Annotated in this window: 24 protein-coding genes and 1 other RNA gene; 6 read left to right on the top strand and 19 right to left on the bottom strand. The window is 62.5% G+C overall.

Annotation, left to right across the window (positions count from 1 at the left end; genetic code table 11):
* Window position 1: 1 nt before the first annotated feature.
* The 5 genes from ftsL to rnpB all read right to left on the bottom strand — a co-directional run bounded on the left by ftsL (window position 2) and on the right by rnpB (window position 3,131).
* On the bottom strand, window positions 2–274 hold the full coding sequence (gene ftsL, locus IEV38_RS08245) for a cell division protein FtsL (RefSeq protein ID WP_188395707.1): 273 nt from the start codon (window positions 272–274) through the stop codon (window positions 2–4).
* Window positions 271–1,221 carry a 16S rRNA (cytosine(1402)-N(4))-methyltransferase RsmH gene (gene rsmH / locus IEV38_RS08240; RefSeq protein ID WP_229728945.1) on the bottom strand — a complete coding sequence of 317 codons (951 nt, stop codon included), beginning with the start codon at window positions 1,219–1,221 and terminating at the stop codon, window positions 271–273. Before rsmH ends, ftsL begins: the two co-directional genes overlap by 4 nt.
* Window positions 1,222–1,244: 23 nt before the next feature.
* Window positions 1,245–1,673 (bottom strand): division/cell wall cluster transcriptional repressor MraZ, encoded by a 429-nt coding sequence (gene mraZ / locus IEV38_RS08235; protein WP_188396108.1) that lies wholly within the window; start codon window positions 1,671–1,673, stop codon window positions 1,245–1,247.
* Between the two features lie 454 nt (window positions 1,674–2,127).
* Window positions 2,128–2,634 (bottom strand): DUF4124 domain-containing protein, encoded by a 507-nt coding sequence (locus IEV38_RS08230; protein ID WP_188395705.1) that lies wholly within the window; start codon window positions 2,632–2,634, stop codon window positions 2,128–2,130.
* 142 nt (window positions 2,635–2,776) lie between these two features.
* An RNA gene (gene rnpB / locus IEV38_RS08225) (RNase P RNA component class A) lies at window positions 2,777–3,131 on the bottom strand.
* Window positions 3,132–3,372: 241 nt separating this feature from the next.
* Here rnpB and IEV38_RS08220 point away from each other — a divergent pair.
* The 3 genes from IEV38_RS08220 to IEV38_RS08210 are packed head-to-tail and all read left to right on the top strand — an operon-like array spanning window position 3,373 to window position 5,770.
* Window positions 3,373–4,050 (top strand): c-type cytochrome, encoded by a 678-nt coding sequence (locus tag IEV38_RS08220; RefSeq protein ID WP_188396107.1) that lies wholly within the window; start codon window positions 3,373–3,375, stop codon window positions 4,048–4,050.
* On the top strand, window positions 4,047–5,327 hold the full coding sequence (locus tag IEV38_RS08215) for a c-type cytochrome (protein ID WP_188395704.1): 1,281 nt from the start codon (window positions 4,047–4,049) through the stop codon (window positions 5,325–5,327). Before IEV38_RS08220 ends, IEV38_RS08215 begins: the two co-directional genes overlap by 4 nt.
* Window positions 5,324–5,770: an NINE protein gene (locus tag IEV38_RS08210; protein ID WP_188395703.1), complete on the top strand. Its 447-nt coding sequence runs from the start codon at window positions 5,324–5,326 to the stop codon at window positions 5,768–5,770. Before IEV38_RS08215 ends, IEV38_RS08210 begins: the two co-directional genes overlap by 4 nt.
* A gap of 16 nt (window positions 5,771–5,786) precedes the next feature.
* Here IEV38_RS08210 and IEV38_RS08205 read toward each other — a convergent pair whose 3' ends face one another.
* Window positions 5,787–6,512, bottom strand: coding sequence for an LrgB family protein (locus IEV38_RS08205; RefSeq protein ID WP_188395702.1), 726 nt, complete (start codon window positions 6,510–6,512; stop codon window positions 5,787–5,789).
* Window positions 6,512–6,862: a CidA/LrgA family protein gene (locus tag IEV38_RS08200; RefSeq protein WP_188395701.1), complete on the bottom strand. Its 351-nt coding sequence runs from the start codon at window positions 6,860–6,862 to the stop codon at window positions 6,512–6,514. Before IEV38_RS08200 ends, IEV38_RS08205 begins: the two co-directional genes overlap by 1 nt.
* Window positions 6,863–7,404: 542 nt before the next feature.
* On the opposite strand from IEV38_RS08200, the gene frc reads away from it, so the two are divergent.
* Entirely contained in the window at window positions 7,405–8,655 is a 1,251-nt protein-coding gene (gene frc / locus IEV38_RS08195) for a formyl-CoA transferase (RefSeq protein ID WP_188395700.1), read from the top strand.
* A gap of 85 nt (window positions 8,656–8,740) precedes the next feature.
* Entirely contained in the window at window positions 8,741–9,718 is a 978-nt protein-coding gene (locus tag IEV38_RS08190; RefSeq protein WP_188395699.1) for a GlxA family transcriptional regulator, read from the top strand.
* Here IEV38_RS08190 and IEV38_RS08185 read toward each other — a convergent pair whose 3' ends face one another.
* From IEV38_RS08185 to IEV38_RS08170, 4 genes are all read right to left on the bottom strand, one after another.
* Window positions 9,719–10,558, bottom strand: coding sequence for an alpha/beta hydrolase (locus IEV38_RS08185; RefSeq protein ID WP_229728944.1), 840 nt, complete (start codon window positions 10,556–10,558; stop codon window positions 9,719–9,721).
* Window positions 10,559–10,568: 10 nt separating this feature from the next.
* Complete coding sequence (locus IEV38_RS08180; RefSeq protein ID WP_188395698.1) at window positions 10,569–11,366, bottom strand: ABC transporter ATP-binding protein; 798 nt, start codon at window positions 11,364–11,366, stop codon at window positions 10,569–10,571.
* Complete coding sequence (locus IEV38_RS08175; protein WP_229728943.1) at window positions 11,359–12,105, bottom strand: ABC transporter permease; 747 nt, start codon at window positions 12,103–12,105, stop codon at window positions 11,359–11,361. Before IEV38_RS08175 ends, IEV38_RS08180 begins: the two co-directional genes overlap by 8 nt.
* 103 nt (window positions 12,106–12,208) lie before the next feature.
* On the bottom strand, window positions 12,209–13,153 hold the full coding sequence (locus tag IEV38_RS08170) for an ABC transporter substrate-binding protein (RefSeq protein WP_188395697.1): 945 nt from the start codon (window positions 13,151–13,153) through the stop codon (window positions 12,209–12,211).
* On the opposite strand from IEV38_RS08170, the gene IEV38_RS08165 reads away from it, so the two are divergent.
* Complete coding sequence (locus IEV38_RS08165) at window positions 13,152–13,448, top strand: hypothetical protein (protein ID WP_188395696.1); 297 nt, start codon at window positions 13,152–13,154, stop codon at window positions 13,446–13,448. The two genes, IEV38_RS08170 and IEV38_RS08165, sit on opposite strands and share 2 nt — an antisense overlap.
* 20 nt (window positions 13,449–13,468) lie before the next feature.
* Here IEV38_RS08165 and IEV38_RS08160 read toward each other — a convergent pair whose 3' ends face one another.
* The 8 genes from IEV38_RS08160 to IEV38_RS08125 all read right to left on the bottom strand — a co-directional run bounded on the left by IEV38_RS08160 (window position 13,469) and on the right by IEV38_RS08125 (window position 24,383).
* A complete protein-coding gene (locus tag IEV38_RS08160) occupies window positions 13,469–14,446 on the bottom strand; it encodes a glycosyltransferase family 32 protein (RefSeq protein WP_229728942.1) in 978 nt (325 codons plus the stop codon).
* A gap of 287 nt (window positions 14,447–14,733) precedes the next feature.
* Complete coding sequence (locus IEV38_RS08155; protein WP_188395694.1) at window positions 14,734–15,930, bottom strand: acetyl-CoA C-acyltransferase; 1,197 nt, start codon at window positions 15,928–15,930, stop codon at window positions 14,734–14,736.
* Window positions 15,931–16,084: 154 nt separating this feature from the next.
* The gene (locus tag IEV38_RS08150) at window positions 16,085–18,484 is read right to left on the bottom strand and encodes a 3-hydroxyacyl-CoA dehydrogenase/enoyl-CoA hydratase family protein (RefSeq protein ID WP_188395693.1); all 2,400 of its coding nucleotides are present in this window, start codon (window positions 18,482–18,484) and stop codon (window positions 16,085–16,087) included.
* Between the two features lie 84 nt (window positions 18,485–18,568).
* Entirely contained in the window at window positions 18,569–20,359 is a 1,791-nt protein-coding gene (locus tag IEV38_RS08145; protein WP_188395692.1) for an acyl-CoA dehydrogenase C-terminal domain-containing protein, read from the bottom strand.
* A gap of 97 nt (window positions 20,360–20,456) precedes the next feature.
* Window positions 20,457–20,834: an RNA-binding S4 domain-containing protein gene (locus IEV38_RS08140; RefSeq protein WP_188395691.1), complete on the bottom strand. Its 378-nt coding sequence runs from the start codon at window positions 20,832–20,834 to the stop codon at window positions 20,457–20,459.
* A gap of 2 nt (window positions 20,835–20,836) precedes the next feature.
* Complete coding sequence (locus tag IEV38_RS08135) at window positions 20,837–22,234, bottom strand: MFS transporter (RefSeq protein ID WP_188395690.1); 1,398 nt, start codon at window positions 22,232–22,234, stop codon at window positions 20,837–20,839.
* A gap of 107 nt (window positions 22,235–22,341) precedes the next feature.
* Entirely contained in the window at window positions 22,342–23,508 is a 1,167-nt protein-coding gene (locus IEV38_RS08130) for a phospholipase D-like domain-containing protein (protein WP_188395689.1), read from the bottom strand.
* An 80-nt stretch (window positions 23,509–23,588) separates the two neighbouring features.
* A complete protein-coding gene (locus IEV38_RS08125; protein WP_188395688.1) occupies window positions 23,589–24,383 on the bottom strand; it encodes an endonuclease/exonuclease/phosphatase family protein in 795 nt (264 codons plus the stop codon).
* Window positions 24,384–24,393: the final 10 nt, after the last annotated feature.

Genomic DNA, 24,393 nt, shown 5'->3' with positions numbered 1-24,393 from the left:
CTCATGGCTGCCCCACCGACAGATATTGCGTGCTGGACGGCGCCACCGGCACCATGCGCAGATCGCGCCGCGCGTTGGCTTCGATGCGCGCATGCACGCCCAGCGTCGATTGATCGAGCTGCAGTTGCGACCATTCGATCTCGAGCTGGCGCGCCTTGGCCTGTTCGCGTTCGAGCGCGATGAACAGGCTGCGCGACTGGTAATGCGCATTGACCACCGACAGTGCGCACAGCACCAGCAGCGCGGTCAGGACGAAGGCGATGCGGCCGCTCACTGCAGCACTCCAGCCGGCGCCAGGCGCTCGGCGATGCGCATCACGGCGGAACGCGCGCGCGGATTGTCGCGGACTTCGTCGTCGGAAGGCCTGATGCGTCCGAGCAGTTTCATTTCGGGCTGCGGCAGGTCGGCGGCGCGGATCGGCAGGCGACGGTCGGGCTGGGCCACCCTGGCCTTGCCCGCCATGAACTGCTTGACGATACGATCTTCGAGCGAGTGAAAGCTGATCACCACCAGTCTCCCGTGCGGCGCCAGATGCCTGAACGCCGCTGCCAGCGCTACTTCGAGTTCTTCAAGCTCCTGATTGATGAAAATCCGGATAGCCTGAAAGGTGCGAGTTGCCGGGTCTTTGCCTTTCTCGCGAGTTTTGACGGCGTTTGCCACGATCTCGGCAAGCTGTCGTGTGCTTGAAATTGGCTCGACTGCCCGGCGAGCAACAATCGCCTTTGCAATCTGAAAAGCAAACCGTTCTTCCCCATAATCCCGTATCACTTTCTCGATTTTCTGTTCGGTTTCCGTTGCCAGCCATTCCGCTGCCGACATGCCGCGCGTGGTATCCATGCGCATGTCCAGCGGTCCATCCGCGCGAAAGCTGAAGCCCCGTGCAGCGTCGTCCACCTGCGGCGACGAAATGCCGAGATCCAGCAGCACCCCATCCAACTGCGCTATGCCGCGCGCCGACAAGGCCTCTGCCAGCGTCGCGAAACTGTCGTGCACGATCTCGAAACGCGCATCGTCGATCGATGCCGCATTCGCGATCGCATACGTATCCTTGTCGAACGCCAGCAGCCGGCCGCGCTCGCCCAGCCGCTGCAGGATCAACCGGCTGTGACCGCCACGCCCGAAGGTGCCGTCAACGAAGATGCCCTGCCTGCGATCGTCTTCCAGCGCCAACGCCTCGACCGCTTCATTCAACAGGACTGTCCGGTGCTGGTAAGGCGGCACCGCTTCTACATTCGTCACGGGCGTCAGAAGGAAAAATTGTTGAGTACATCGGGCACGCCGGCGGCGATCGCATCCGATTCGCTTTCAGCCAGCTTGGCCGCATCCCATATCTCGAAATGGCTGCCCATGCCCATTAGCATGATGTCGCGCGTCAGGCCCACCGCCGTGCGCAGCTCGGGCGCGATCAGGATGCGGCCTGCGGTATCGAATTCGACGTCGGAAGCATTGCCGAGGAAGATGCGCTGCCAGGCGCGAGCGGAAATCGGCCACTTGGCGATTTCCTCGCGGCGGCCTTCCCACACGGGACGCGGGAAGAGCAGCAGGCAGCCATCCGGATGCTTGGTCAGGGTGAGGCGTCCCTCGCATTGCAATTGCAATGCGTCGCGATGCCGCGCCGGAATCGTCATCCGGCCCTTGGCATCGAGATTGAGAGAAGAAGCGCCCTGGAACACCCTGAAATCCTTTGTTGTAGTCTGCACTGTCCTGGTGAAATCGTGTGCTGGCTGCGGCCCAAAAACCCACAAATAGACACTTTTTCACACTGTCGCCCACTTTAGAGGATGGCTCATGGCCGGTCAAGCGAATTTCAGGGGTAAAAACAAGATTTTTTTCAATGAAGTCAAGGACTTAGCGCATTACGTTCGCGCAACTTTAAGTAGAAATTACTTAAAGAATTAAGTACTTATCGCACATAGTGAAAGTGACGCATCAGCTAAACACATGTGTTTGGCTTACAAAAGTTTGGAGATGAAGGCTGGATGCGGGGCAGCGCCGGGAACGCGGCGTCGAAAGGAAGGGAAAGCGACAATTCTCGCGTTTCCGGGAGAGGAAACAGAGCGTCGAAGCGGCCGCGTTACAAATCACCGGTCGCAGCCGGCATGCAGATCAGGAGCGGTTCAGGAAAACTCAGCGCATATCCGGCGCCGCGCCGCACTCCGCGGAAGGATCGGTCACCGGCTTGCAATACTTGAATGCCTCTTCGCTGAGATGCGCATGTCCATGCTTCTGCGCGCCGTTGATGTAGGGCGCGAAACATTCCTGGCTTTCGCGATAGGCGCGCCACTTGGCTGTGCAGGCATCTTCCTGTGGCACTGTCAGTTCGCCTGCGCCCTGCGGCACGGCCGGTGCCGCATCGGCCTGCGCCTTGCGCGCCGCCGCGCGCTGCGCCTCGAGCTGCTGGCGTTCACGCTCGGCACGTTGCCGCGCCGCATTCCGGTCCTGCTCGGAGACATCGGCCGCACTCGTATCGACCCGCGTCGCCGCGCTGCGATAGCGTGCCGGCACCGTGTCCGATACATGGGTACGGCCATCCTCATCGACCCAGCGATAGATGTCCGCTGCAACTGCAGGAGAAGAATGCAGGCTGGCCGGTAGTACGCATGCCGCCAGCAGCAGGAAACGCAGGATGTACATGATCGACCTCCGTAGGCCAGGAATCATGTCGCCGTTATATCACGTCGCCGACATGCGGTCACACGGCCTTGCCGGCCACAGCATGCCGGCCGAACTTCTTCGGCCACACAAAGAAATGGCGCCCGCAAGCGCCAATAAAAATAGGTGAAGCAGACCGGTAGGCCGGATTCTGTTACGGCGGACCGGCAAGCCGGGCCGCTATGACAACCATTCCTCTAGGCCGTGAATTGCTCCACGGCTCAAGCTTTCTACCCGCACGCTCCGCGAGCAGCATCATCGCGTGCCTATTTGAAATTGCTCCAGGTGGAGGTTACCGCGTTTCACCCTTTGTAACGCAGGGAGCGGCTTTCGCCCTCCCCGGTCCCAAAGACTCGTCTCTGTGGCCCTGTTCCTCGCCTCACGGCGGACGGCCGTTAGCCGTCACCCTGCTCTATGGAGTCCGGACCTTCCTCCCGTCGTCACCGAAATGACGGCCAGCGGTTGTCTTGGACTGCTTCACCCGTCATTGTAATGCAGCCCGCTGCCATCGCGCGAATACAGTACAGCGCGTCGTGCGCCTGCCGCTGAGACTATGAGCGCGCCCAAAAACAGGGCACAATCCGGACGACGATCCTCGGACCATGCAGCATCCAGGAACAGATTGAGACGACCATGCGCGACATCTTTCCCCTGCATTTCGCCCTTGCGCCGCTACCGCCGGCGCGCCTGCTGTTCCCCCTGCTGCTGTTGCTTGCCGCGATGCTGGCAAGCCCCGCACGCGCGCAGACCAGCGCCGTGCCGGATACCATCGCGCAGCGCGTGGCCGCCTGCACGGTCTGCCACGGCAAGGAAGGTCGCGCCGCCAGCGACGGCTATTACCCGCGCATCGCCGGCAAGCCGGCCGCCTACCTGTACAACCAGCTCGTCAATTTTCGCGACGGCAAGCGCCACTATCCGATCATGACGGCGATGCTGGACAACCTGTCCGACGCCTACCTGCGCGAGATCGCGCAATACTTCGCCGACCAGCACCCGCCCTACCCGGCACCGCAACCGAGCCGCGCCAGCGCCGCCGAACTCGAACGCGGCCGCCAGCTCGTGCATGCGGGCGACGCTGCCAACGGCATTCCGGCCTGCATCGCGTGTCACGGCGCACGCATGACGGGCCTGGCACCGGCCGTGCCGGGCCTGATCGGCCTACCGCGCGACTATCTGCTGGGCCAGATCGGCGCCTGGAAGATCGGTGTGCGCAAGGCGGCCGAACCCGACTGCATGGCGCAGATCGTGCAGAAACTGAGTGCCGCCGACATCAGCGCTGTCGCATCGTGGCTGTCCGCGCAGACCGTGCCGGCCGACAGCCAGCCCGCGGTCCTGCCTGCCGGCGCCAGCCTGCCGCTGGAATGCGGTGGCCAGCATGCGCTGGAGGCACGACCATGAAGCGCCTGTTCATCGGCATTGGCGCCTTTGTTCTTGTGCTGGTCGCGGCTATCGCACTCTGGCTGACGCTTGCCAACCGCAACCCCGATCTCGACCAGCAGTCAGTGCCTGTCGCCGACCGCCAGCAGCAACTCGCACAGGGCGAATATCTGGCGCGCGTCGGCAACTGCATGAGCTGCCACACCGCGCGCGGCGGCGCGGCCTATGCGGGTGGACGCGCGATTCCCACACCCTTCGGGACCATCTATGCCTCCAACCTGACGCCCGATCCCGAAACCGGTCTCGGCAGCTGGAACAGCGACGACTTCTGGCGTGCCATGCACGATGGCCGTTCCAAGGACGGCAGCCTGCTCTACCCGGCCTTTCCCTATACGAACTACACCAGGGTCACGCGTGCCGATTCGGATGCGATCTTCGCCTGGCTGCAGACACTGCCGGCCGTCCGGCAGGAAAATCGCGCCCCCGAACTGCGCGCGCCCTACGACAACCGCGCGTTGCTGGCGGCATGGCGCGCCCTCTATTTCCGCCCCGGCCAGTACGTGGACGATCGCTCGCAAAGCGTGGAATGGAACCGTGGCGCCTACCTGGTGCAGGGCCTCGGTCATTGCAGCGCCTGTCATTCGACGCGTGACAGCCTCGGCGGCATCGGACCGAAGGCCGAGCTCGGCGGCGGCCTGATCCCGTCGCTGAACTGGTATGCGCCGGCGCTGGATGCCGACAGCCTAGTCGCATGGGAAGCGCAGCACGTGGCCGCCTTCCTGCGCGACGGCGTCACGCCACAGCGCGCGGTGACCGGACCGATGGCCGAAGTCGTCGCCAACAGCCTGCAGCACCTGACGCAAGAAGACGTGCAGGCGATGGCTGGCTATCTGAAGTCGCTGCCGGCGCGTGAGGGCATGCCGGCCTCCACGGACAATTTGCGGCCGGATGAAAAACAGGCGATCATCGCCAGCGGCGCGCGCCTGTATGAAAACCAGTGTGCAAGCTGCCACCAGGCATCCGGCAAGGGCGTGCCCGCCATGTATCCGGCGCTGGCCGGCAACCGTGCGGTCACCGCGGCGATTGCGGCCAATCCGATCCGGCTGGTATTGCATGGCGGCTTTGCACCGAGTACCGGCGGCAATCCGCGCCCCTATGGCATGCCGCCGTTCGGACAGGTGATGACGGATGCGGAAATCGCCGCCGTCGTGACCTACATCCGTAACGCCTGGGGCAACCAGGCCAGCGCCGTCAGCGCCCACGACGTCAACCAGTATCGCTCTCAGGAAGGGTTATGAACGCAAGCACGCACACCGCCGTCATCAGTCAGCACAAGAGCAAGATCCTCGCCCTGCTGCTCGCCATCTTCCTGGGCGGGACCGGCGCGCACCGCTTCTATCTGTATGGAAAACGCGATTTCCTCGCATGGAATTATCTGCTGGCGCTACTGCTGTTCATCGGCGCCGTGATCGTGGCGCAGGGACCGCATTCGTGGGCAATCAGCGTGCTCGCGCTGTTTCCGATCTCGATCTACATCGGCCTGGTCGAGGCGCTGGTGATCGGCCTGACACCGGACGAAAAATGGGATGCGCGCTTCAATCCGCATTCGGGCCAGTCCACGCGCTCGCGCTGGCCGGTGGCCGTGCTGCTGGTGCTGACCTTCGCCATCGGCATCACCGCCTTCCTCGTCAGCATCTCGCGCGCGATCGACCTGTTCCTGACGGGCGGCGCCTTCGGCTGAAGATCGAACCGCAGCCTCAGATCACGCCGAACAGTTTCAGCGCCAGCGGCAGCAGCAGCGCGGTCAGGATACCGCACACGCCCATCGCCAAGCCGGAGAAGGCGCCCATTTCCGCGCTGACCTGGAACGCGCGCGCCGTGCCCACGCCGTGCGCGGTGGCGCCGAGCGCGAAGCCGCAGGTGGCCTCGTCCTCTATCTTGAATGCCTTGAATACATAGTGCGCGACGCCGGCACCGAACACGCCGGTCAGCATTACCATCACTGCCGTCAGCGTCGGCAGGCCGCCGATCTTCTCGGTCACACCCATCGCGATCGGCATGGTCACGGATTTGGGCGCAAGCGACAGCATCGTCAACGGCGACGCACCAAGAGCCCAGGCAATGCTCATCGACGATGCGATTCCCGCCACGCCGCCAGCCAATGCTCCCGCCAGCAACGCAAACCAGTTGCGCCTGAGCTTGGCGAGCTGGTGATACAACGGAATCGCCAGGGCCACCGTGACCGGCCCCAGCAGGAAGTGCACGAACTGCGCACCGTTGAAATACACGGCATACGGCGTATCGGTGATCAACAGGACCAGCACCAGCAAGGCGACCGAGATCGCAACCGGATTGGCCAGTCCGCTGCGGCCGCTGCGCTCGTAGATGAAGAGCGCGATGCGATAGGCCAGCAGCGTCGCCGTCAGCCACAGCAGCGGCGAACCCGCCATATAGACCCACAGCGTATCCAGGTGCGGAATCATTACCGGCCCTCCCTGCGCATGCGCGACAGCCAGCGGATCACCAGCGCCGTCACCACGATGGAAACCAGCGTGCTGACCAGCACCGAGACCAGGATGGCGAACCACTCGTCGGCAATGCGATGGAAATGCACGCTGATGCCGACACCCGCCGGCACGAACAGCAGCGCCATGTGCGCCAGCAATTGCGATGCCGAAGGCGCCAGCCGGTCGGCCAGCCCCTTGCGGAGGATCAGGTAGCCCAGCAGGAGCAGCATACCGATCACCGGCCCGGGCACCGGCAGCCCGACAAGATAGACCAGACCTTCACCCAGGGTCTGGAAGATGAGAAGCGTCAGCAAGGTATCGAGCATGGTCTGGTCGAAGACGAAGTTGCGCTTGCGTGGCGCGGATGCCTATCGTAGCAGCACCTGCGGCAGCGTCACCGGCAGGCCGGGATGAATTTATTTCAGCCGCACTTTCAAGCGTAGCCGATCGAGACCGACGAATATGGAGCACGAAGGCGCGCAACTGCGGTACAGCGTTACGCACGATCTCCATGCGGCACTCTTTCGCTGCGACGGCCACCTCGCCGTCCTCGCCATCCTTTCCTCAGTCCCGTCAACCGGAAAAAACCGCCATGGAAGGCATGTCACTATTTTGCCTTTCATAAGAATAAGGACATGCATCCTTCCCATTTCCGACATCACTTCCGCATCGTCAGCCAAGCGAAAAATAGGCGTGGAAACACCCGAAAAGCCCGCGCAGAATCAGTCCGGACCAGCGATACAGGCATAGCCGGCAACCGGCAAGCCGCTGGCATCCGCACATACGGCATGGCCGATCAGGGACTTGTCCCATGCATCAGAAACAGCCATGCGTGCGTCCACCATTTCGTGAAAAAAGGACTTCAGACATGAGCATGCCACTGGAAGGAATCAAGATCATCGACTTTACGCACGTGCAGGCCGGCCCCGCGTGTACGCAGATGCTGGCGTGGTTCGGCGCCGACGTCATCAAGATCGAACGTCCGGGCGCGGGCGACGTCACGCGCTCGCAGCTGCGCGACATTCCGGGCGTGGATGCGCTCTACTTCACCATGTTGAACAGCAACAAGAAATCGCTGACGCTGGATACCAAGAAACCGGAAGGCAAGGAAGTGCTGGAAAAGCTGATCCGCGAATCCGACGTGCTGGTCGAGAATTTTGCGCCCGGCGCGCTGGATCGCATGGGCTTTTCGTGGGAACGCATCCAGGAACTGAATCCGCGCATGATCCTGGCATCGGTCAAGGGCTTCTCGGAGGGCCACCATTACGAAGACCTCAAGGTCTATGAGAACGTCGCGCAATGCGCAGGCGGCGCAGCCTCCACCACCGGCTTCTGGGACGGTCCGCCGACCGTCAGCGGCGCGGCGCTCGGCGACTCCAACACGGGCATGCACCTTGCCATCGGCATTTTGACCGCGCTGATGGGCCGCCAGAAAACCGGACGTGGCCAGAAGGTCTCTGCCTCGATGCAGGACGCCGTGCTCAACCTCACGCGCGTCAAGCTGCGCGACCAGCAACGCCTCGACAAGGTCGGCTTCCTCGAAGAGTATCCGCAGTACCCGAACGGCAAGTTCACCGACGTCGTGCCGCGCGGCGGCAATGCCGGCGGCGGCGGTCAGCCAGGCTGGGTGCTGAAGTGCAAGGGCTGGGAAACCGATCCCAATGCCTATATCTACTTCACCATCCAGAGCCATGCGTGGGGACAGATCTGCAAGGCGCTGGGCAAGGAAGAATGGATAGACGACCCGGCCTACAACACGCCCATCGCGCGACAGGACAAGATCTTCGACATCTTTGCCTTCATTGAGGACTTCATCAAGGACAAGACCAAGTTCGAGGCAGTCGATATCTTCCGCAAGTTCGACATCCCGTGCGCGCCGGTGCTGTCGATGAAGGAAATCGCCGAGGACGAGTCGCTGCGCAAGAGCGGCTCCATCGTCGAAGTCGAGCACAAGGAACGCGGCAAGTACCTGACCGTCGGCAGCCCGATCAAGTTCTCGGAACTCACGCCCGAGATCAAGGCATCGCCGCTGCTCGGCGAGCATACGGACGAAGTGCTGAAACGGCTCGGCTACAGCGACGAGCAGATCGCCGCCCTGCACGCACAACAGGCAGTCTGAGCACGTCCCGCACCAGCACCGCCCGGCGCCCACCTCGCCGGACGGTTTGCTATGATCGCCATTCCTTTTCGCACTTTTCACCAGCATGCGCAAGATCACCGTCGGACTCCTGGTATTCCCGCGCTTCCAGATGCTCGACATCGCCGCGCCGAGCGACGCCTTTGCCGAAGTCAAGGTGCTCGGTAAGGAGGTCGGCGAATACGAAATCCTGACCGTCGGCACCACGCGCGGCCCGATCCAGTCGTCGAGCGGACTCACCATTTCGCCCGACCGCACCATCTTCGATCCCTGTCCGCATTTCGATACGCTGATCGTGCCGGGTGGGCTTGGCGTGTTCGACATCCTCGAAGACACCACCCTGACCGACTGGCTCGCCGCGCAGGGCGAGAACTGTCGCCGCATCGGCGCCATCTGCAACGGCGTGTTCGCGCTCGGCGCCGCCGGCATGATCAATGGCCGCACCGTCACCACACACTGGATGGATGCGGCACGGCTCGCCGCCATGTTCCGCAAGGCCACGATCGAACCGGATCGGATTTACGTCAAGGATGGTGCGCTCTATACCACCGCCGGCGTGACGGCCGGCATCGACCTGTCGCTGGCGCTGATCGAGGAAGATTTCGGCAAGAAGATGGCGGTCGATGTGGCAAAGTACCTGATCGTCTATCTGCGCCGTGCCGGCGGCCAGTCGCAGTTCAGTCCGCTGCTCGACCTGCAGGTCGAAAGCGACACGCCGACCGCGGCCGTGCAGGGCTATATCCTCGGCAACCTGGAAAGCGAACTGACGCTGCCATCCATCGCCGGAAAAATGCAGATGAGCGCACGCCACCTGTCGCGCATCTTCAAGCAGGAATGCGGCATGACCGTGATGAACTTCGTCAACGACGCGCGCATCGATGCCGCACGCCATCAGCTCGAAGCGACCGACCTGCCGCTGACGGAAATTGCGCGCCGCTGCGGTTTCGGCAATGCCTCAACCTTCCGCCGCATATTCGGCAAGCGCCTGGGCATCAGTCCTGGCGATTACCGGCAGCGCTTTCATTCGGAAGACATGACCATCTGATCAATACCGTTCGTCACGCAACGCCGTCAGCGACCGCATGATGGCCCCTTGCGCGGAAGCCAGTTCGTTCAGGATAGTGAAGTGGTTATGTTCGGGCAAGGGCAACAGACTGCCGGGAAGAGCCTGCCGTAACGAGGCGAACGATGTGGATTGCCGCTGCAATTCATCCAGTTCGCCACAACCATATGCGAGCACGAGCGGTCGCGCACTTGGCGGCAGACGCAAGGGACTCAGCATCCGCTCTTCCTCGTCGCTCAAGCTCAGTTTTTCGTTCAGATAGCACAGGCGGATCGGCTCGAGATCGTAAATGCCGCTGATCGCCACACCACCCGCCACACCCGGTTCATCGAGACACATCGCGGTCAGATGGCCGCCGGCGGACCAGCCGGATATGAACATGTGAGACGCATCGCCACCCAGCGCCGGTGCATGCTCGCGCAACCAGGCCAGCCCCTCGCGCACTTCGCGCACAATACCTGTCAGGTTTTGTTCGGGCGCCAGCGTATAGCCGATCAGCGCCACATGGAAGCCGTGCGCCAACGGTCCTTCGGCGATGAAGCTGAAGGTTTCCTTGGCGCGCATCTGCCAGTAGCCGCCATGGATGAACACCAGCAGCGGCCCCGGACGGTCTGCTGCAAAGTAGTCGATACGGTTGCGCGGCGCGTTCCCGTAGCGCAGGTCCAGATGTGCCGGATGCCTTTCGCGCAGGGCGGCACTGCGCGCGTCGAAACCCTGGAGCAGCAGCGCGCTGTCGCGTACCGCCAGCGTATTGTTGTAGGCGGCATCCAGCACGGCTTTGTCCATGCCGCGATAGATCGCCTCCTGCCGCTCCTGCATCATGCGATTCCCTTCATGCCGCAACCCGGCTCGAAACGTGACTGGTCAGATACTGCGTCATGTCGCGGCGCACTTCGTTGAATTCGATGGCCGTGATGTCGCGCGGACGCGGCAGTTCGAGGCGGATATCCTTCTCGATGCGTCCCGGCCCCGCCGTCATCACCACCACGCGATCCGACAGCATCACGGCCTCCTCCACCGCATGTGTGACGAACACCACGGTGACCTTGGTACGCGCCCATATTTCCAGCAGATCCTGCTGCAGTTTCTCACGGGTCAGGGCGTCCAGTGCACCGAACGGCTCGTCCATCAGCAACACCTCGCAATCGTTGGCCAGCACGCGCGCGATCGCCACGCGCTGCTTCATGCCACCCGAGAGTTGGCCGGGATAGTAATCGGCAAATTTGCCGAGCCCAACCATGTCGGTGTAATGCATGGCGATCTCGTCGAGCTTCGCCTTCGGCAGATTACGCTGACGCTGACCGAAGCCGATGTTCTCCTTCACCGTCAGCCACGGGAACAGACCGTAATCCTGGAACACCATGCCGCGTTCCGGACTCGGGCCGTCGATCGGCATGCCGTACATGCTGGCGGTGCCCGACGAAACCGTCTCGAATCCCGCCATGATGCGCAACAGCGTCGATTTTCCGCATCCCGACGCACCGATCAGGCAGACGAACTCGCCCTTGTTGATGGTGAGATTGACGTCGCGCAGTGCGTGCACGGTGTTGCCGCCAATCGAGAAGACCTTGCTGACACCCTTGATGTCGATCGCCGGTAGGGGCCGGCGCTCCGCATAGATTTCAGACATGATGCTGCGGGCTCCATTTGAGAAGACGGTTGTTCAACATGACCAGCAGGCGGTCGGTCGTATAGCCGGTGATGCCGATGACGATCATGCCTGCAATGACCAGATCGGTACGCGACAACATGCGGCCATCCATGATCACAGCACCCAGGCCTTCCGGCACGCCGGTCATCTCGCCCACCACGATCAGGATCCAGGCAAAACCGTGACCGAGCCGCAAGCCGTTGAGGATCGACGGCGTGGCGGCCGGCAGCACCACCTGGCGGAACATCGCCGAACCCGTGCAACCCAGCATCTGCGCCGCCTCGAACAAGCGGTTGTCCACCGACTTCACGCCAAAGATGGTATTGAAGACGATCGGATAGAAAGCCCCCAGGAAGACCAGGAAGATGGCCGCATTCGGGCCGATGCCGAAGAAGATCATCGACAGCGGCAACCAGGCCGTGACCGGCACCGGACGCAGCAGTTGCAGGGTCGGGTCCAGCAGTTCGCGAATCACGCGGATGCGGCCGATCAGCAAGCCCAGCGGAATGCCGACCAGTGCCGCAGCAAGAAAGCCGCCATAGACCCGCGTCACTGACTTCCACAGATGCAGCGACAGGGTTTCGCTGAAGGCATCGTCATACACGCCGCCAAAGGCGAAATCCCACAGCATCAAACCGACTTCGCGCGGCGACGGAATCAGCAACGTGCCTGTCATCCTGACCGCAATATCCCATGCCACCAGTAACAGCAATGGCATGACCAGAGGGGTGACGAATCGCGCCGGCCGCCACGCATGGCCGGCCCGCCCCGTTCGCATCGTCAATGCAGCTTGTCCCACGACAGCTCCTTCCCGAAAATGATTACTGAATCTGCTTCACGAAACCCGTTTCGATGAAGGCGTTGTAGTCGGGCAGCCGGCGAATCTGCTTCTTGTCCAGCATCTGCGAGCCGTAGTATTTGGCACGCTTGGTCCAGTCGTCATCGACTTTCCAGGTCAGCTCCACGTTGGGTGCTGCCAGCTCCGCAGTCTTTGCCGGCAAACCCAGCTTCTGCACCGACATATCGACAAATGCCGAACGATTGGCCATCACGTAATCGGTCGCCTGCTGATGAATCTTCAGGAATACCTTGATCAGTTCGGGCTTGTTCTTGACCGTATCGGCATGGGTCGTCATCACCATGTTGACGCTGCCGGTCGGCGTCGAATACGGATACTCAACGATCTTGCCGATTCCCTTGCCGACGCTGATCGATGGACCAGGTTCCGCCCCCACGTAGGCATCCACATCGCCGCGCTCCAGTGCCGACGCCATCTCGCTGAACGACACGCGCACCGGCTTGATGTCCTTGACGGTCATGCCCTCCTGCTTGAGACGGTCGAGGATCACGACTTCCTGCGTCGAGCCCGGCAGGATGCCGACGCGTTGGCCTTTCAGATCCTTGATCGAGGAAATCTTGCCATCGGCGCGCGCAACCACTGCCATGCCGCGATTGCACTGCGCCGCCACAACCACTACCGGCTCGCCCGCGGCGGCACCCAGCGTGGCTGCCGCCAGACCGTAGGTGCCGAAATCGACGGACTTGGTCACCACGGCATTCTTGCCGTCAGTCGGCGTCTCGAAGGGAATCACCTCGATCTTGTAGCCGGGCGGCGTGAACTTGTCGTAGAAATACGGTGTGATGCCATGCATCAGCTTCAGAGTACCGACACGGATGACCTGATCCGCTGCCAGTACCGAACCTGATCCGGCCGCCGCGAGCGAAGCGGCAATGAGGGTGGCGATGAAATGTCTGCGAGTCTGCATGGCTGTTCCTTTGGAAGTCGGTGAATGGCGGCCGCAAGCACGCAAGAAGGATGCTCAAAACTGGAATACCTTCTTGTGTACAAGCACGACTACCATTCAGCAAGGTCTGTGCCATGTCAGCAAAGCGCGTGAGCCGCGTTTAAAAGGCATGAATGGAAAGGAAGATCGCTGGTTCACGGATTGCGGCATTCGCATGGTGCGCCTTGCACCACGGCAGTGCACTACGCATGCCGCCATGAAAAAAGCCGCAGGCCTGCTGGCACTGCGGCTTATCTTTCCATGCAAGCGATGCTAAATGATCAAAGGGACGCGCATCTAGGATGTGTGGCAGGGCGGTTTATCGACAAGCATCTGAGAATTATCGGCATCGGCATTGCCCAAGTCTTGGCAAGCCAGTTGCCAGATACTGGCATTGTCCGGGCCGCCATATTGAGTGAAAAGTTCAGCAAAGTGCCGTCGCTCGCCGCCGCGCAACTTGACCAGCGGTGCAGGTACGGGCTCACTATTGACAAGACACAGCCGCGCATACAACCAATACCATTTCCAGCCAAGCGCCTTCTGATAGAAATAGGCAGTGTCTTCCGCCTTGAACAAGGCAAGGCGGTAGCCGTTGGAACGGCGCAGTACCTGTTGCGCGGCGACGTGAATCAGCAGATAGGCCGGATCGGCAATCCCCTGCAACACGGTCGTGCCATCTTCACGGCTGCGCAACGCATCCAGATAGGATTCGGTACCGACCTCGATCAAGGCACGATGAAACTCCCGCTGCCAGGCGATCATGAACGGCGAATTCGCCGGCGCACCGAATGCCCAGCTTTCCACGACCGGGAAACGCACGTCATGCGTATAGCCTTCCAGATAGAAGCCGACAGCTTCAGCTCCCTGCACGCACCGCTGCGATTCCAGCCAGCCCAGCGAGCACGTCAGCAGAATCGAAGCATCCAGCCAGTAACCGCCATAACGACTGACAAGATAGAGACGTATCCAGTCCGAGCGCTTGGTCGGATGCAGCTCGCCAAACACCGCCGGAATATCTTCCTGCGGAATATGAACGCCCATGTTCTGACTGTTGAGAACATGGATTTCGAAACCCGGATTGTGCGCTCGCCAGTTCGCAATGCATTGATCCACCAATGCATCCGGCCTCTCCGAATCCCAATACGTCCAGATGTGCTCGGGAATCGGCTGGAGCGCACATACTTGTGACCGGGCGTCCACTTCTTCGCCAAGAAATGCCACCGGAGCCGGATGACCGGGATACTGCGCTAGATGGCGCGGCTGCAGGTAGCTCAACAGGCGAGAGGCACCCCGAAGAAGAGAGATGAACAATGAGGAGAACATGGATATGTAAGGAGAATCAGGAACGGTGGCCGACGCTCAAGCGCAAGAGAGTGTATACGCGCGGCTCGACAAAGACGACAGCTTGGCAAATATTTCCAGAAATACGACAGGTTGCCCATATGACCATCTTTTCAACGAGGGCCTATAACATACCGTTCGGACGACCGGCTTCCCCAAGCGATTCTCAAATAAAAACCGCAGCCTTTTGAGGCTGCGGTTTTTATTGAAGCTGATAGATATTACATACGCTCAAAAATCCCCGCCGCGCCCATCCCCGTTCCCACGCACATCGTCACCATGCCGTACTTGAGCTTGTTGCGGCGCAGGGCATGAACGACGGTAGCGGAGCGGATGGCGCCGGTGGCGCCGAGCGGGTGGCCGAGGGCGATGGCGCCGCCCATGGGGTTGACCTTGGCGGGATCGAGGCCGAGGTCGTGGATCACGGCCAGCGCCTGGGCGGCGAAGGCTTCGTTGAGTTCGATCCAGTCCATCTGGTCCTGCTTGAGGCCGGCCGCGCGCAGGGCGGCAGGAATCGCCTCCTTGGGGCCAATGCCCATGATCTCGGGCGGCACACCGCGCACCGAGAACGAGACGAAGCGCGCCAGCGGCGTCAGGTTGAACTGCCTGAGGATCTTTTCGCTGACGACGATCAGTGCGCCGGCACCGTCCGAGGTCTGCGAACTGTTGCCGGCGGTGACCGAGCCCTTGGGCGAGAACACCGGCTTGAGTTTTGCCAGGGCTTCCAGGCTGGTGTCGGCGCGCGCGCCTTCGTCCATGTTGACGATGCGGGTGGCGATGTCGATCTCGCCGTTAGCAAGGTTGGGCGTGCGCGTGACGATCTCGACCTCGGTCATCTCGTCGTTGAACTGGCCGGCCTGCTGCGCAGCCAGTGCCTTCAGGTGCGAATTCAGCGCGAATTCATCCTGCGCCTCGCGCGAGACCTTCCACTGCGCGGCGACCTTCTCGGCGGTCAGGCCCATGCCATAGGCCATGCCGACGTTCTCGTCCTTGAAGATGCCCATGTTCATCGATGGATGGTGACCCATCATCGGCACCATGGACATCGATTCGGCACCGGCGGCGATGATGACGTCGGCCTCGCCGACGCGAATGCGATCGGCCGCCATCGCCAGCGCCGTCAGGCCCGACGCGCAATAGCGGTTGACCGTGACGCCGCCGACCGTCTGCGGCAGACCCGCGAGCAGCACACTCATGCGCGCCATGTTCAGACCCTGCTCGGCTTCCGGGAACGAGCAGCCGACGATGGCGTCTTCGATCACATCCGGATCGAGCGACGGCACCTGCGCCAGCGCCGACTGCAGCACGCGCACCAGCAGGTCGTCGGGACGCGTGTTACGGAACATGCCGCGCGGTGCCTTGCCGATCGGCGTGCGGGTGGCGGCGACGATGTAGGCATCCTGAAGTTGTTTGCTCATCTTGTGCTCCAAGGAGAATGGATTCTTTAATCAGCTTCGGAAGGGGAGAAAACGTAGCGAGCGAATCAAGGCCGGCGCGAGAAGCGCAGCCGTACCGATGTACGGCGAGCATCGCAGTGTCGGGATTGGTTCGCGCAGTAGCTTTATCGCCCCTTCAATTCCGCACGGGCTTGCCGGTCTGCATCATGCCCATGATGCGCTCCTGCGTCTTCGGATGATCGAGCAGTTCCATGAATGCCTTGCGTTCGTGGTCGAGCAGCCATTGCTCGTCGACCAGGCTGCCGGCATCCAGATCGCCGCCGCTGACGATCTCGGCGATCATCAGGCCGAGCTTGTAATCGTGCGACGAGATGAAGCCGCCATCGCGCATGTTGATCAGCTGTGCGCCGATGGTGGCGATGCCGTAACGGCCGATCACCGGCACCAGTGTCCTGCGTGGCGGACGATAGCCTGCTTCGTGCAGGGCAAGCACCTGGCTCTTCGCCACGTGCAGTAGTTCATAGGGATTGAAGACGATGACATCGTCGTTCTTCAGGTAGCCCATGCTCTGTGCTTCCAGCGCCGAACGCGAGACGGCAGCGGTGGCGGCATGCATGTAGCTGTGCTTGAGGAATTGCAGGATGTCGTTTCCTCTGGCCGCATCCGCAGCGCGCACGGCGATCTCCTTCAGGCCGCCGCCCGCGGGGATCAGGCCCACGCCGACTTCCACCAGACCGATGTACGATTCGAGCGCGGCGACACGGCGCGTTGCATGCAGCAATAACTCGCAGCCGCCGCCGAGCGCCAGGCCGGCCACCGCGGCCACTACCGGCACGTTGGCGTATTTGAGTGCCTGATGCGCCTGCTGCAACTTGACGACTTCCGGCTCGATCGCCTTGGTGCCGCCCGACATGAACAGCGGCAGCATGGATTGCAGATCGGCACCGGCCGAAAAGGCTCCGCCTTCCGCCGCATCGGCATGCCAGATCACGAGCCCCTTGTAATTGGCCTCGGCTTCCGCGATCGCCTTGTGAATGCCGGCGGTCACACCCGGTCCGATCACGTGCATCTTGGTCTTGAAGGACAGCACCAGCACGTCGTCGTCCTGATGCCACAAGCGCACCGATTCGTCCTCGAACACGGTATTGCCTGCAGCACCGCCTCCGACACCGTGGTCGCCAAACACGCCAGCGCGGAATGCCTGCCGCGCATACACCGGCAACGCCGAGCGCGGCACCACCTTGCGCTGCGAAGGCGACCATGAGCCGTCTTCCACATGCACGCCGCGCCGTCCGTCGAACACCCAGGCCGGCAGCGGCGCGCGGCTCAATGCCTTGCCGGCATCGATGTCTTCCTTGACCCATTGCGCGATCTGCGCCCAGCCCGCCGCCTGCCAGATCTCGAACGGGCCGAGATTCCAGCCGTAACCCCAACGCATGGCGAAATCGATATCGCGCGCATTGTCGGCGATGTCCTCGAGGTGCACGGCGATGTAGTGGAACATGTCGCGGAAGATCGCCCACAGGAACTGCGCCTGCGGATTGCTCGAATCGTGCAGCGCCTTCATGCGCTTGGCCGCGTCCTTCTCCTTGAGGATGCGGCCGATCAGGTCGTCGGCCTTGGCACCGCTCGGCACATAATCAATCGTGGCAGGTTCCGCTTTTGCGTCGATACGCAAAATGTCCTTGCCGACCTTCTTGTAGAAGCCGGCCCCGCTCTTCTGCCCCAGCGCACCGCCTTCGATCAGTTTGCCGACCAGTTCCGGCGTGCGATAGACGGCGTAGAAGGGATCGTCCTGCAGGTTGTCCTGCATGGTGCGGATCACATGCGACATCGTATCGAGCCCGACCACGTCGGCGGTGCGGAAGGTGCCGGACTTGGCGCGGCCGAGTTTGCTGCCGGTCAGATCGTCAACCACATCGACCGTCAGGCCGAACTTCTCGGCCTCGATGATGGTGGCCAGCATGCCGAAGATGCCAACGCGGTTGGCGATGAAGTTGGGCGTATCGAAGGCACGCACCACGCCCTTGCCGAGCGTGGTGGTCAGAAAGGCTTCGAGCTGGTCGAGTATCTCCGGCCGCGTGTCGGCGGTCGGGATCAGTTCGAGCAGATGCATGTAGCGCGGCGGATTGAAGAAATGCACGCCGCAGAAGCGCTGCTTGAGCGCCTCATCGAATCCTTCGGCCAGCGCGGTGATCGACAGGCCCGAGGTATTGGTGGCGAAGATCGCATGTTCGGCGATGTGCGGCGCCACCTTCTTGTACAGATCGTGCTTCCATTCCATGCGCTCTGCGATCGCCTCGATGATGAGGTCGCATTCGCCAAGGCACGCCAGGTCGTCCTCGTAATTGCCGATCTCGATCTGCGCCGCAAGCTCGGGCGTGCCCAGTGCTGCGGGACTGAGCTTCTTCAGGTTGTCGATCGCGCGCAGGACGATGCCGTTCTTCGGCCCTTCCTTCGCCGGCAGATCGAACAGGATGACCGGCACTTTGGCGTTGACGCAATGCGCGGCGATCTGCGCGCCCATCACGCCGGCGCCAAGGACCGCGACTTTCTTGATGATGAAGTTGCTCATGCAAGGCCTTTCAGAACAGAAGGCAGCGCATGCGATGCTGCATGCACCTGCCCGATATCGACGATCAAAGCAACGGATGTGTGGCTAGAACAGCTCGGCATCCAGCGCCATCAGGCTGTCCGAACCGGCGCGTGCCTGGCGGATCAGCATGGCGGTTTCCGGCAGCAGGCGCGCGAAGTAGAAACGTGCCGTCGCCAGCTTGGCGGTATAGAAACGCTCGTCCTCGGCACGCTTGTCGAGCGCGATCTTGGCCATGCGCGTGAACAGATAGGCATAGATCAGGTGGCCGACCACGCGCAGATACGGCACCGCCGCCGCACCGACCTCATCCGGATTGCGCATCGCCTTCATGCCGATCTCGACCGTCAGCTTCTCGACCTTGGCGGCCAGATCGGCCAGCGGCGTGATGAACTCGGACAGCGATTCATCGAGGCCGTTTTCCTCGACGTAGCTGCGGATCTTCTCGCCCAGCTTGCGCAGCTTGACGCCGTTGTCCTGCAGGATCTTGCGGCCCAGCAGGTCGAGCGACTGGATGGTGTTGGTGCCTTCGTAGATCATGTTGATGCGCGAGTCGCGCACGTACTGCTCCATGCCCCATTCGGCGATGAAGCCGTGGCCGCCATAGACCTGCATCGCTTCCGAGGTCGAAATCCAGCCGTTGTCGGTCAGGAAGGCCTTGATGATGGGCGTCAGCAGCGCCACCTCGTCGGCCGCTTCCTGCCGCACCTTCTCGTCGGGATGGTTCAACTCGCGATCGATCTGCAAGGCGACGTAGGCGCTGAACGCGCGGCCGCCCTCGGCATAGGCGCGCGCGGTCAGCAGCATGCGCCGCACGTCCGGGTGCACGATGATCGGGTCGGCCGGCTTGTCGGTCGCCTTGGGGCCGCTCAGGCTGCGCATCTGCAGGCGGTCCTTGGCGTAGATCAGCGCGTTCTGGTAGGCCACTTCGGTCAGGCCCAGCGACTGCACGCCGACGCCGAGGCGCGCGGCGTTCATCATCACGAACATCGCATTCAAACCCTTGTTGGGTTCGCCGATCAGCCAGCCCCGGGCGCCGTCGATGTTCATCTGGCAGGTGGCATTGCCGTGGATGCCCATCTTCTCTTCCAGCGCGCCGCAAAAGATCGGATTGCGCTCACCCGGCGTGCCGTCTTCCTTGGGCAGGAACTTGGGCACCAGAAACAGCGAGATGCCGTGGGTGCCGGCCGGCGCATCGGGCAATCGCGCCAGCACCAGGTGCACGATGTTGTGCGACATGTTGTGCTCGCCGGCCGAGATGAAAATCTTGTTGCCGGTGATCTTGTAGGAGCCGTCGCCCTGCGGTTCGGCCCTGGTGCGCAGCAGTCCCAGATCGGTGCCCGAATGCGCCTCGGTCAGGCACATGGTGCCGGTCCACTCGCCGGACACCAGCTTGGGCAGATACAGCGATTTTTGTTCGTCGGTGCCGTGCTTGAGCAGGCATTCGTAGGCGCCGTGCGACAGGCCCGGATACATGGTCCATGCCTGATTGGCGGAATTGAGCATTTCGAGGAAAACCGTCTGCACCACGGTCGGCAGGCCCTGGCCGCCGTACTCGGGATCGGCTGCCAATGCCGGCCAGCCTGCCGCAACGTATTGCTCGTAGGCTTCCTTGAAGCCGGTCGGTGGCGTTACCTCGTGCGTGGCCGTATCGAGCGTACAGCCTTCGCGGTCGCCCACATGGTTGAGCGGAAAAAGGATTTCCGACGTGAATCTTGCGCCTTCCTCCAGCACCTGGTTGATGATGTCGGCATCGATGTCGGCATATTTCGGCAGTTGCTTCAACTCATCCGACACGTTCAGCAGTTCGTGCAGCACGAATTGCATGTCGCGCAACGGCGCAATGTATTGACCCATGAAACGTCTCCTCCTGCGGTTGTCTTTATCAGAATACTACCGCATGATGCCGCGCCGATGATGTCCTGCGCGTGACATCATCCTGCCGATGCGAGTCTCAGCGCGTGCCGTCGAGACGGCGCCGGTCGCGCTTGGTCGGTCGCCCCTTGATTTCCTGCGCCGGCTCGCGAAACAGGCGGCGCCGGTCGGCTTCCTGCTGGCGTTTCTGCACGCTGGCGGCAGTCTCTGCGTACAGCTTCTGCGCGATCTCCGCCGAACCGCGCTTGTCGGCCAGCGCGCGCACCTCGACTTCCCATTCGGTCGAACCATTGTCGATCTGCAGCAGGTCGCCCGGCTTGACGCTGCGCGCCGGCTTCATGCGTTCGCCGTCGATGCGCACGCGGCCGGCATCAACCGCATCGGTCGCCTGCGAGCGCGTCTTGAAGAAGCGCGCCGCCCACAGCCACTTGTCGATGCGTACCGAATCGTCGGCCATGGTCAATCCACCTTCGCCGGCACGAACATGCGCGCAAAGCTGGTCACGCTGGCGGCTGCCGCAAAAGCAACGCCCAGACTCAGCGCCAGCGTTTCGCCATGCCGTGCCGAAATCGTGAAGCAGAATGCGACCAGCGCCGCGCCCGACGCCTGGCCGATCAGGCGCGAAGTCGCGACGACGCCGCTGGCACCGCCGCCGCGCGAGGGCGGCGCGCTGCTCAGGATGGCACGCAGATTGGGCGCCTGGAAGAAACCGAAGCCGATGCCGCAGACCGCCATGCGCCAGCAGATATCGAAGGTGCTGGCATGCGCAGGCATGAAGATCATCAGCATCAGCCCGCTCGCCAGCACGGCAGTGCCGACGCCGCCGAGGATACCGACCGGATAGCGGTCGCTCAGGCGTCCGGCGATCGGCGCCATCACGCCGACCAGCACTGCCCATGGTGTGAGCAGAAAACCGGTCTCGACCGCCGAACGGCCGAGCACTGCTTCGAAGTAGAACGGCAATGAAACGAAGGCCAGTCCCTGCGCCGCGAAGGTGAAGACCGCCGTCAATGCCGACAGCGAAAACTGCGGCAGCCGGAACAGATCGACCGGCAGCATGGGCGCGTGGTGCCCGGCCTGCCGGCGCAGCAGCAGCACGAAGAAGATCAGCGCGCCGCAGGCTTCGAGCAGCACGGTGCGCACGCTGCTCAGGTGCGCGCCCTCGCCGATCGTCAGAATCAGCAGGCCGAAGGCGCAGAAACTGTAGAACGCGGTCAGCGCGTCGAGTTTGTGACCGGCCCTGGCCGTTTGCGGCAGCGCCTTGCAGGCCAGGTAGATCGCCAGCGCGCCGAACGGCAGGTTGATCGCAAACAGCCACGGCCACGACCACAGCGTCAGGATGGTGGAAGCCAGCGTCGGGCCGACGGCAAAGGACACCGCTACCACCAGTGCATTGGTGCCAAGTCCGCGCCCCAGCATGTGGCGCGGATAGATCTCGCGCAGCAGCGCGGTGTTGATGCCCATCACGGCCGCCGCGCCCACGCCCTGGAAGAAGCGCGCGATCACCAGCGACGGCAGCGACCACGCCATCGCGCAGGCGGCCGATGCCACCGTGAACAGGATCAGGCCGAAGATGAAGATGCGGCGGTAGCTGACGATCTCCGCCAGCGCGGCAAAGGGCAGCAGGGTCGCCACCATCGCCAGCTGATAGATATTGACGATCCAGACCGAATCGGCCGGCGTCGCCATCAGCTGCGCGGCCATCGCGGGCAAGGCGGTATTGGCGATGGCGGTGTCCAGCGACGACATCGATACGCCCATCGCGACCGCCAGTACCGCGCGGTTGCGTGCCGCAGGCGGCAGGCCGCCATCGGTCACCACTTCGTTCGGATTCGCGTCGGCCCTCTGCCCGCCCATGTCTGCTCGCTGGTTGCCTCAAAAACACAGGTGGCGGTCCGTTCCCCGGTACCACCACCCGTACTTTCCATAGTGTAAATCGATTTGCCTCTCGGCGTAGGCGGGCGCTACTCGACCGACTTGCCCCAGGTGATCAGACGCAGCACGCTGGCATAGACCAGGTAGGCGATGCGATGGAAAGCCTTGCGATGCCACGGTATGCCTTCGAAGTCGGCCAGCGTCACTTCCTGCCCCTCCGCAATGCCCTTCTCGATATGCGCGCGCAACGTCCGCGCGAAGTCGGCATCGATCACCACCACGTTGGCTTCCTGGTTGACGAAGAGGCTGAAGCCGTCATAGTTGCTGGAACCGACGGTTGACCAGCGATCGTCGATCACGGCCACCTTGCCGTGCAGCTGGGTCTTGCGGTATTCGACGATCCTCACGCCGGCCTTCAGCAGGCGCGGAAAGTAGGAGCGTGCGATCACGTCCTGGAAGCGATATTGCCCGACGCCGAGCAGCAAGGTGACGTCGATGCCGCGTCGGGCGGCGATGGTCAACGCGCGGCGCATCTTGCGGCCGGGCGCGAAATACGGATTGGCGAGCAGCGCCGAATACCGCGCGCCACCCAGCGCCTGCAGATAGGCTTTCTGGATCGTGCGCCGGTTGCGCAGGTTGTCGCGCACCACCAGTCCCGCCACCACCGGTTCGTGCGCTTCCTCGATACGCGCGCGCCGCCGCTCCTGAAAAGTGGCCCAGCGCGTGCGCCAGCTGATGCTGCCGAGGCGCGCCCAGTGCACCGCCATTTCCCAATGAATGGTCGCCACCAGCGGCCCCGTGATGCGCACGCCGAAATCCCAGCGTGGCGCCGGCAGCGCGATGCTGGCGTCGTCATCGTCGTGCAGATCATCGACGACGTTGAGCCCGCCGAGGAAGGCGACCTGCCTGTCAACCACGCACAGCTTGCGATGCATGCGCGCAATGCCGCGCACGAACCAGGGATTGAAGCTGCGATGCGTCACGCCCAGCGTGTCGAAATCGCGCTGCAGCGCCTGCGCCTGCGCATTGCCGGTACCGACCCAGTCGGTAAGCACATTGACAATGACGCCGCGTGCGGCGGCACGCCCGAGCGCGGCCTTGATCGATTCGGCGGTCTCGTCGGCGGCGAAGATATAGGTTTCGAAATAAATTTCGATCTGCGCTGCATCGAAGGCCTCGATCAGCGCCGGGAAATACTCGGCGCCGCAATGCAGCAGGCGGATGTCGTTGTGTCCTGTGAAGCTGACCGAGCGCATGGATGGAGAACCGGCAAACGACTATCGGAAAGATCGCGCGCCATGCGCCGGGAAGCGCATGGCCATACGACCGCGAAGCATCATTTCAACGCCAGCGAGGCGATGATGGGCGCGTGATCGGACAGCTTGGCCCAGATCCTGCCGTGCAGGACTTCGGCCGATTCTACCTTGAAGCCGCGCACATAGATGCGGTCCAGTTGCAGGAACGGCATGGCGGCCGGAAAGGTGCGTGCCGGCTGAATCCGGGTACCGCGTCCGCTCAGCTGCCGCAGGTAGGTACCGAAGCCGCGCCGCGAAATGTTCTCGTCGAATACCTCGCTGACGCCGAGGCGTTCGCGCAACTCATCGCTCAACTGGTTGCTCCAGTCGTTGAAGTCGCCGGCGATGATAATGGGCGCGCCTGACGGTGCGGTCGAATTGACGGCATCGATCAGCGCCTCGTTCTGGCGCTTGCGGCTGCCGGCAAACAGTCCCAGATGGATCACGTAGCAATGCACCTCTGCTTCCGGCGCCTGCACCACGCAGTGCAGGATGCCGCGCGATTCGTACTTGTGATCGGAGATGTTGCGGTTGTTGGACGACAGGATCGGAAAGCAGCTCAGCAGCGCATTGCCATGGTGGCCGTGGTCATAGACGGCGTTCATGCCGTAGGCACACTGGTGCGAGTCGCCGGCCAGGAAATCCTGCTGCGGCAGCTCCGGCCAGTCGGTTGCGTGCTTGAGTGCATGCAGGTCGTGCCGTCCCTGCACTTCCTGCAGGAACAGGACGTCCGATTGCATTGCGTTGATGGCCTGCTTGAGGGCGTGAATGCGGGGCCGCGCTCCGAAAGAGGACACGCCCTTATGGATGTTGTACGTCGTGATACGAAGTTTCATACACGTTGCA

This window comes from Oxalicibacterium flavum (genome assembly GCF_014635065.1).
Classification (GTDB): Bacteria; Pseudomonadota; Gammaproteobacteria; order Burkholderiales; family Burkholderiaceae_D; genus Oxalicibacterium; species Oxalicibacterium flavum.
The sequence above is the reverse complement of the archived record's forward strand: the minus strand, read 5'-3'. Positions and strand labels throughout refer to the sequence as shown.

What these genes read in the sequence shown, in the direction of transcription:
- IEV38_RS08210 (WP_188395703.1), top strand. Translation starts at nt 5,324, where the DNA reads ATGAACGCAAGCACGCACACCGCCGTCATCAGTCAGCACAAGAGCAAG.
- IEV38_RS08230 (WP_188395705.1), bottom strand. Translation starts at nt 2,634, where the DNA reads ATGTACATCCTGCGTTTCCTGCTGCTGGCGGCATGCGTACTACCGGCC.
- IEV38_RS08145 (WP_188395692.1), bottom strand. Translation starts at nt 20,359, where the DNA reads ATGGGTCAATACATTGCGCCGTTGCGCGACATGCAATTCGTGCTGCAC.
- IEV38_RS08215 (WP_188395704.1), top strand. Translation starts at nt 4,047, where the DNA reads ATGAAGCGCCTGTTCATCGGCATTGGCGCCTTTGTTCTTGTGCTGGTC.
- IEV38_RS08185 (WP_229728944.1), bottom strand. Translation starts at nt 10,558, where the DNA reads ATGATGCAGGAGCGGCAGGAGGCGATCTATCGCGGCATGGACAAAGCC.
- IEV38_RS08125 (WP_188395688.1), bottom strand. Translation starts at nt 24,383, where the DNA reads ATGAAACTTCGTATCACGACGTACAACATCCATAAGGGCGTGTCCTCT.
- IEV38_RS08170 (WP_188395697.1), bottom strand. Translation starts at nt 13,153, where the DNA reads ATGCAGACTCGCAGACATTTCATCGCCACCCTCATTGCCGCTTCGCTC.
- IEV38_RS08165 (WP_188395696.1), top strand. Translation starts at nt 13,152, where the DNA reads ATGGCTGTTCCTTTGGAAGTCGGTGAATGGCGGCCGCAAGCACGCAAG.
- IEV38_RS08150 (WP_188395693.1), bottom strand. Translation starts at nt 18,484, where the DNA reads ATGAGCAACTTCATCATCAAGAAAGTCGCGGTCCTTGGCGCCGGCGTG.
- IEV38_RS08180 (WP_188395698.1), bottom strand. Translation starts at nt 11,366, where the DNA reads ATGTCTGAAATCTATGCGGAGCGCCGGCCCCTACCGGCGATCGACATC.
- IEV38_RS08175 (WP_229728943.1), bottom strand. Translation starts at nt 12,105, where the DNA reads ATGCCATTGCTGTTACTGGTGGCATGGGATATTGCGGTCAGGATGACA.
- IEV38_RS08135 (WP_188395690.1), bottom strand. Translation starts at nt 22,234, where the DNA reads ATGGGCGGGCAGAGGGCCGACGCGAATCCGAACGAAGTGGTGACCGAT.
- IEV38_RS08130 (WP_188395689.1), bottom strand. Translation starts at nt 23,508, where the DNA reads ATGCGCTCGGTCAGCTTCACAGGACACAACGACATCCGCCTGCTGCAT.
- IEV38_RS08140 (WP_188395691.1), bottom strand. Translation starts at nt 20,834, where the DNA reads ATGGCCGACGATTCGGTACGCATCGACAAGTGGCTGTGGGCGGCGCGC.
- IEV38_RS08220 (WP_188396107.1), top strand. Translation starts at nt 3,373, where the DNA reads ATGCTGGCAAGCCCCGCACGCGCGCAGACCAGCGCCGTGCCGGATACC.
- frc (WP_188395700.1), top strand. Translation starts at nt 7,405, where the DNA reads ATGAGCATGCCACTGGAAGGAATCAAGATCATCGACTTTACGCACGTG.
- IEV38_RS08200 (WP_188395701.1), bottom strand. Translation starts at nt 6,862, where the DNA reads ATGCTCGATACCTTGCTGACGCTTCTCATCTTCCAGACCCTGGGTGAA.
- IEV38_RS08190 (WP_188395699.1), top strand. Translation starts at nt 8,741, where the DNA reads ATGCGCAAGATCACCGTCGGACTCCTGGTATTCCCGCGCTTCCAGATG.
- IEV38_RS08205 (WP_188395702.1), bottom strand. Translation starts at nt 6,512, where the DNA reads ATGATTCCGCACCTGGATACGCTGTGGGTCTATATGGCGGGTTCGCCG.
- IEV38_RS08155 (WP_188395694.1), bottom strand. Translation starts at nt 15,930, where the DNA reads ATGAGCAAACAACTTCAGGATGCCTACATCGTCGCCGCCACCCGCACG.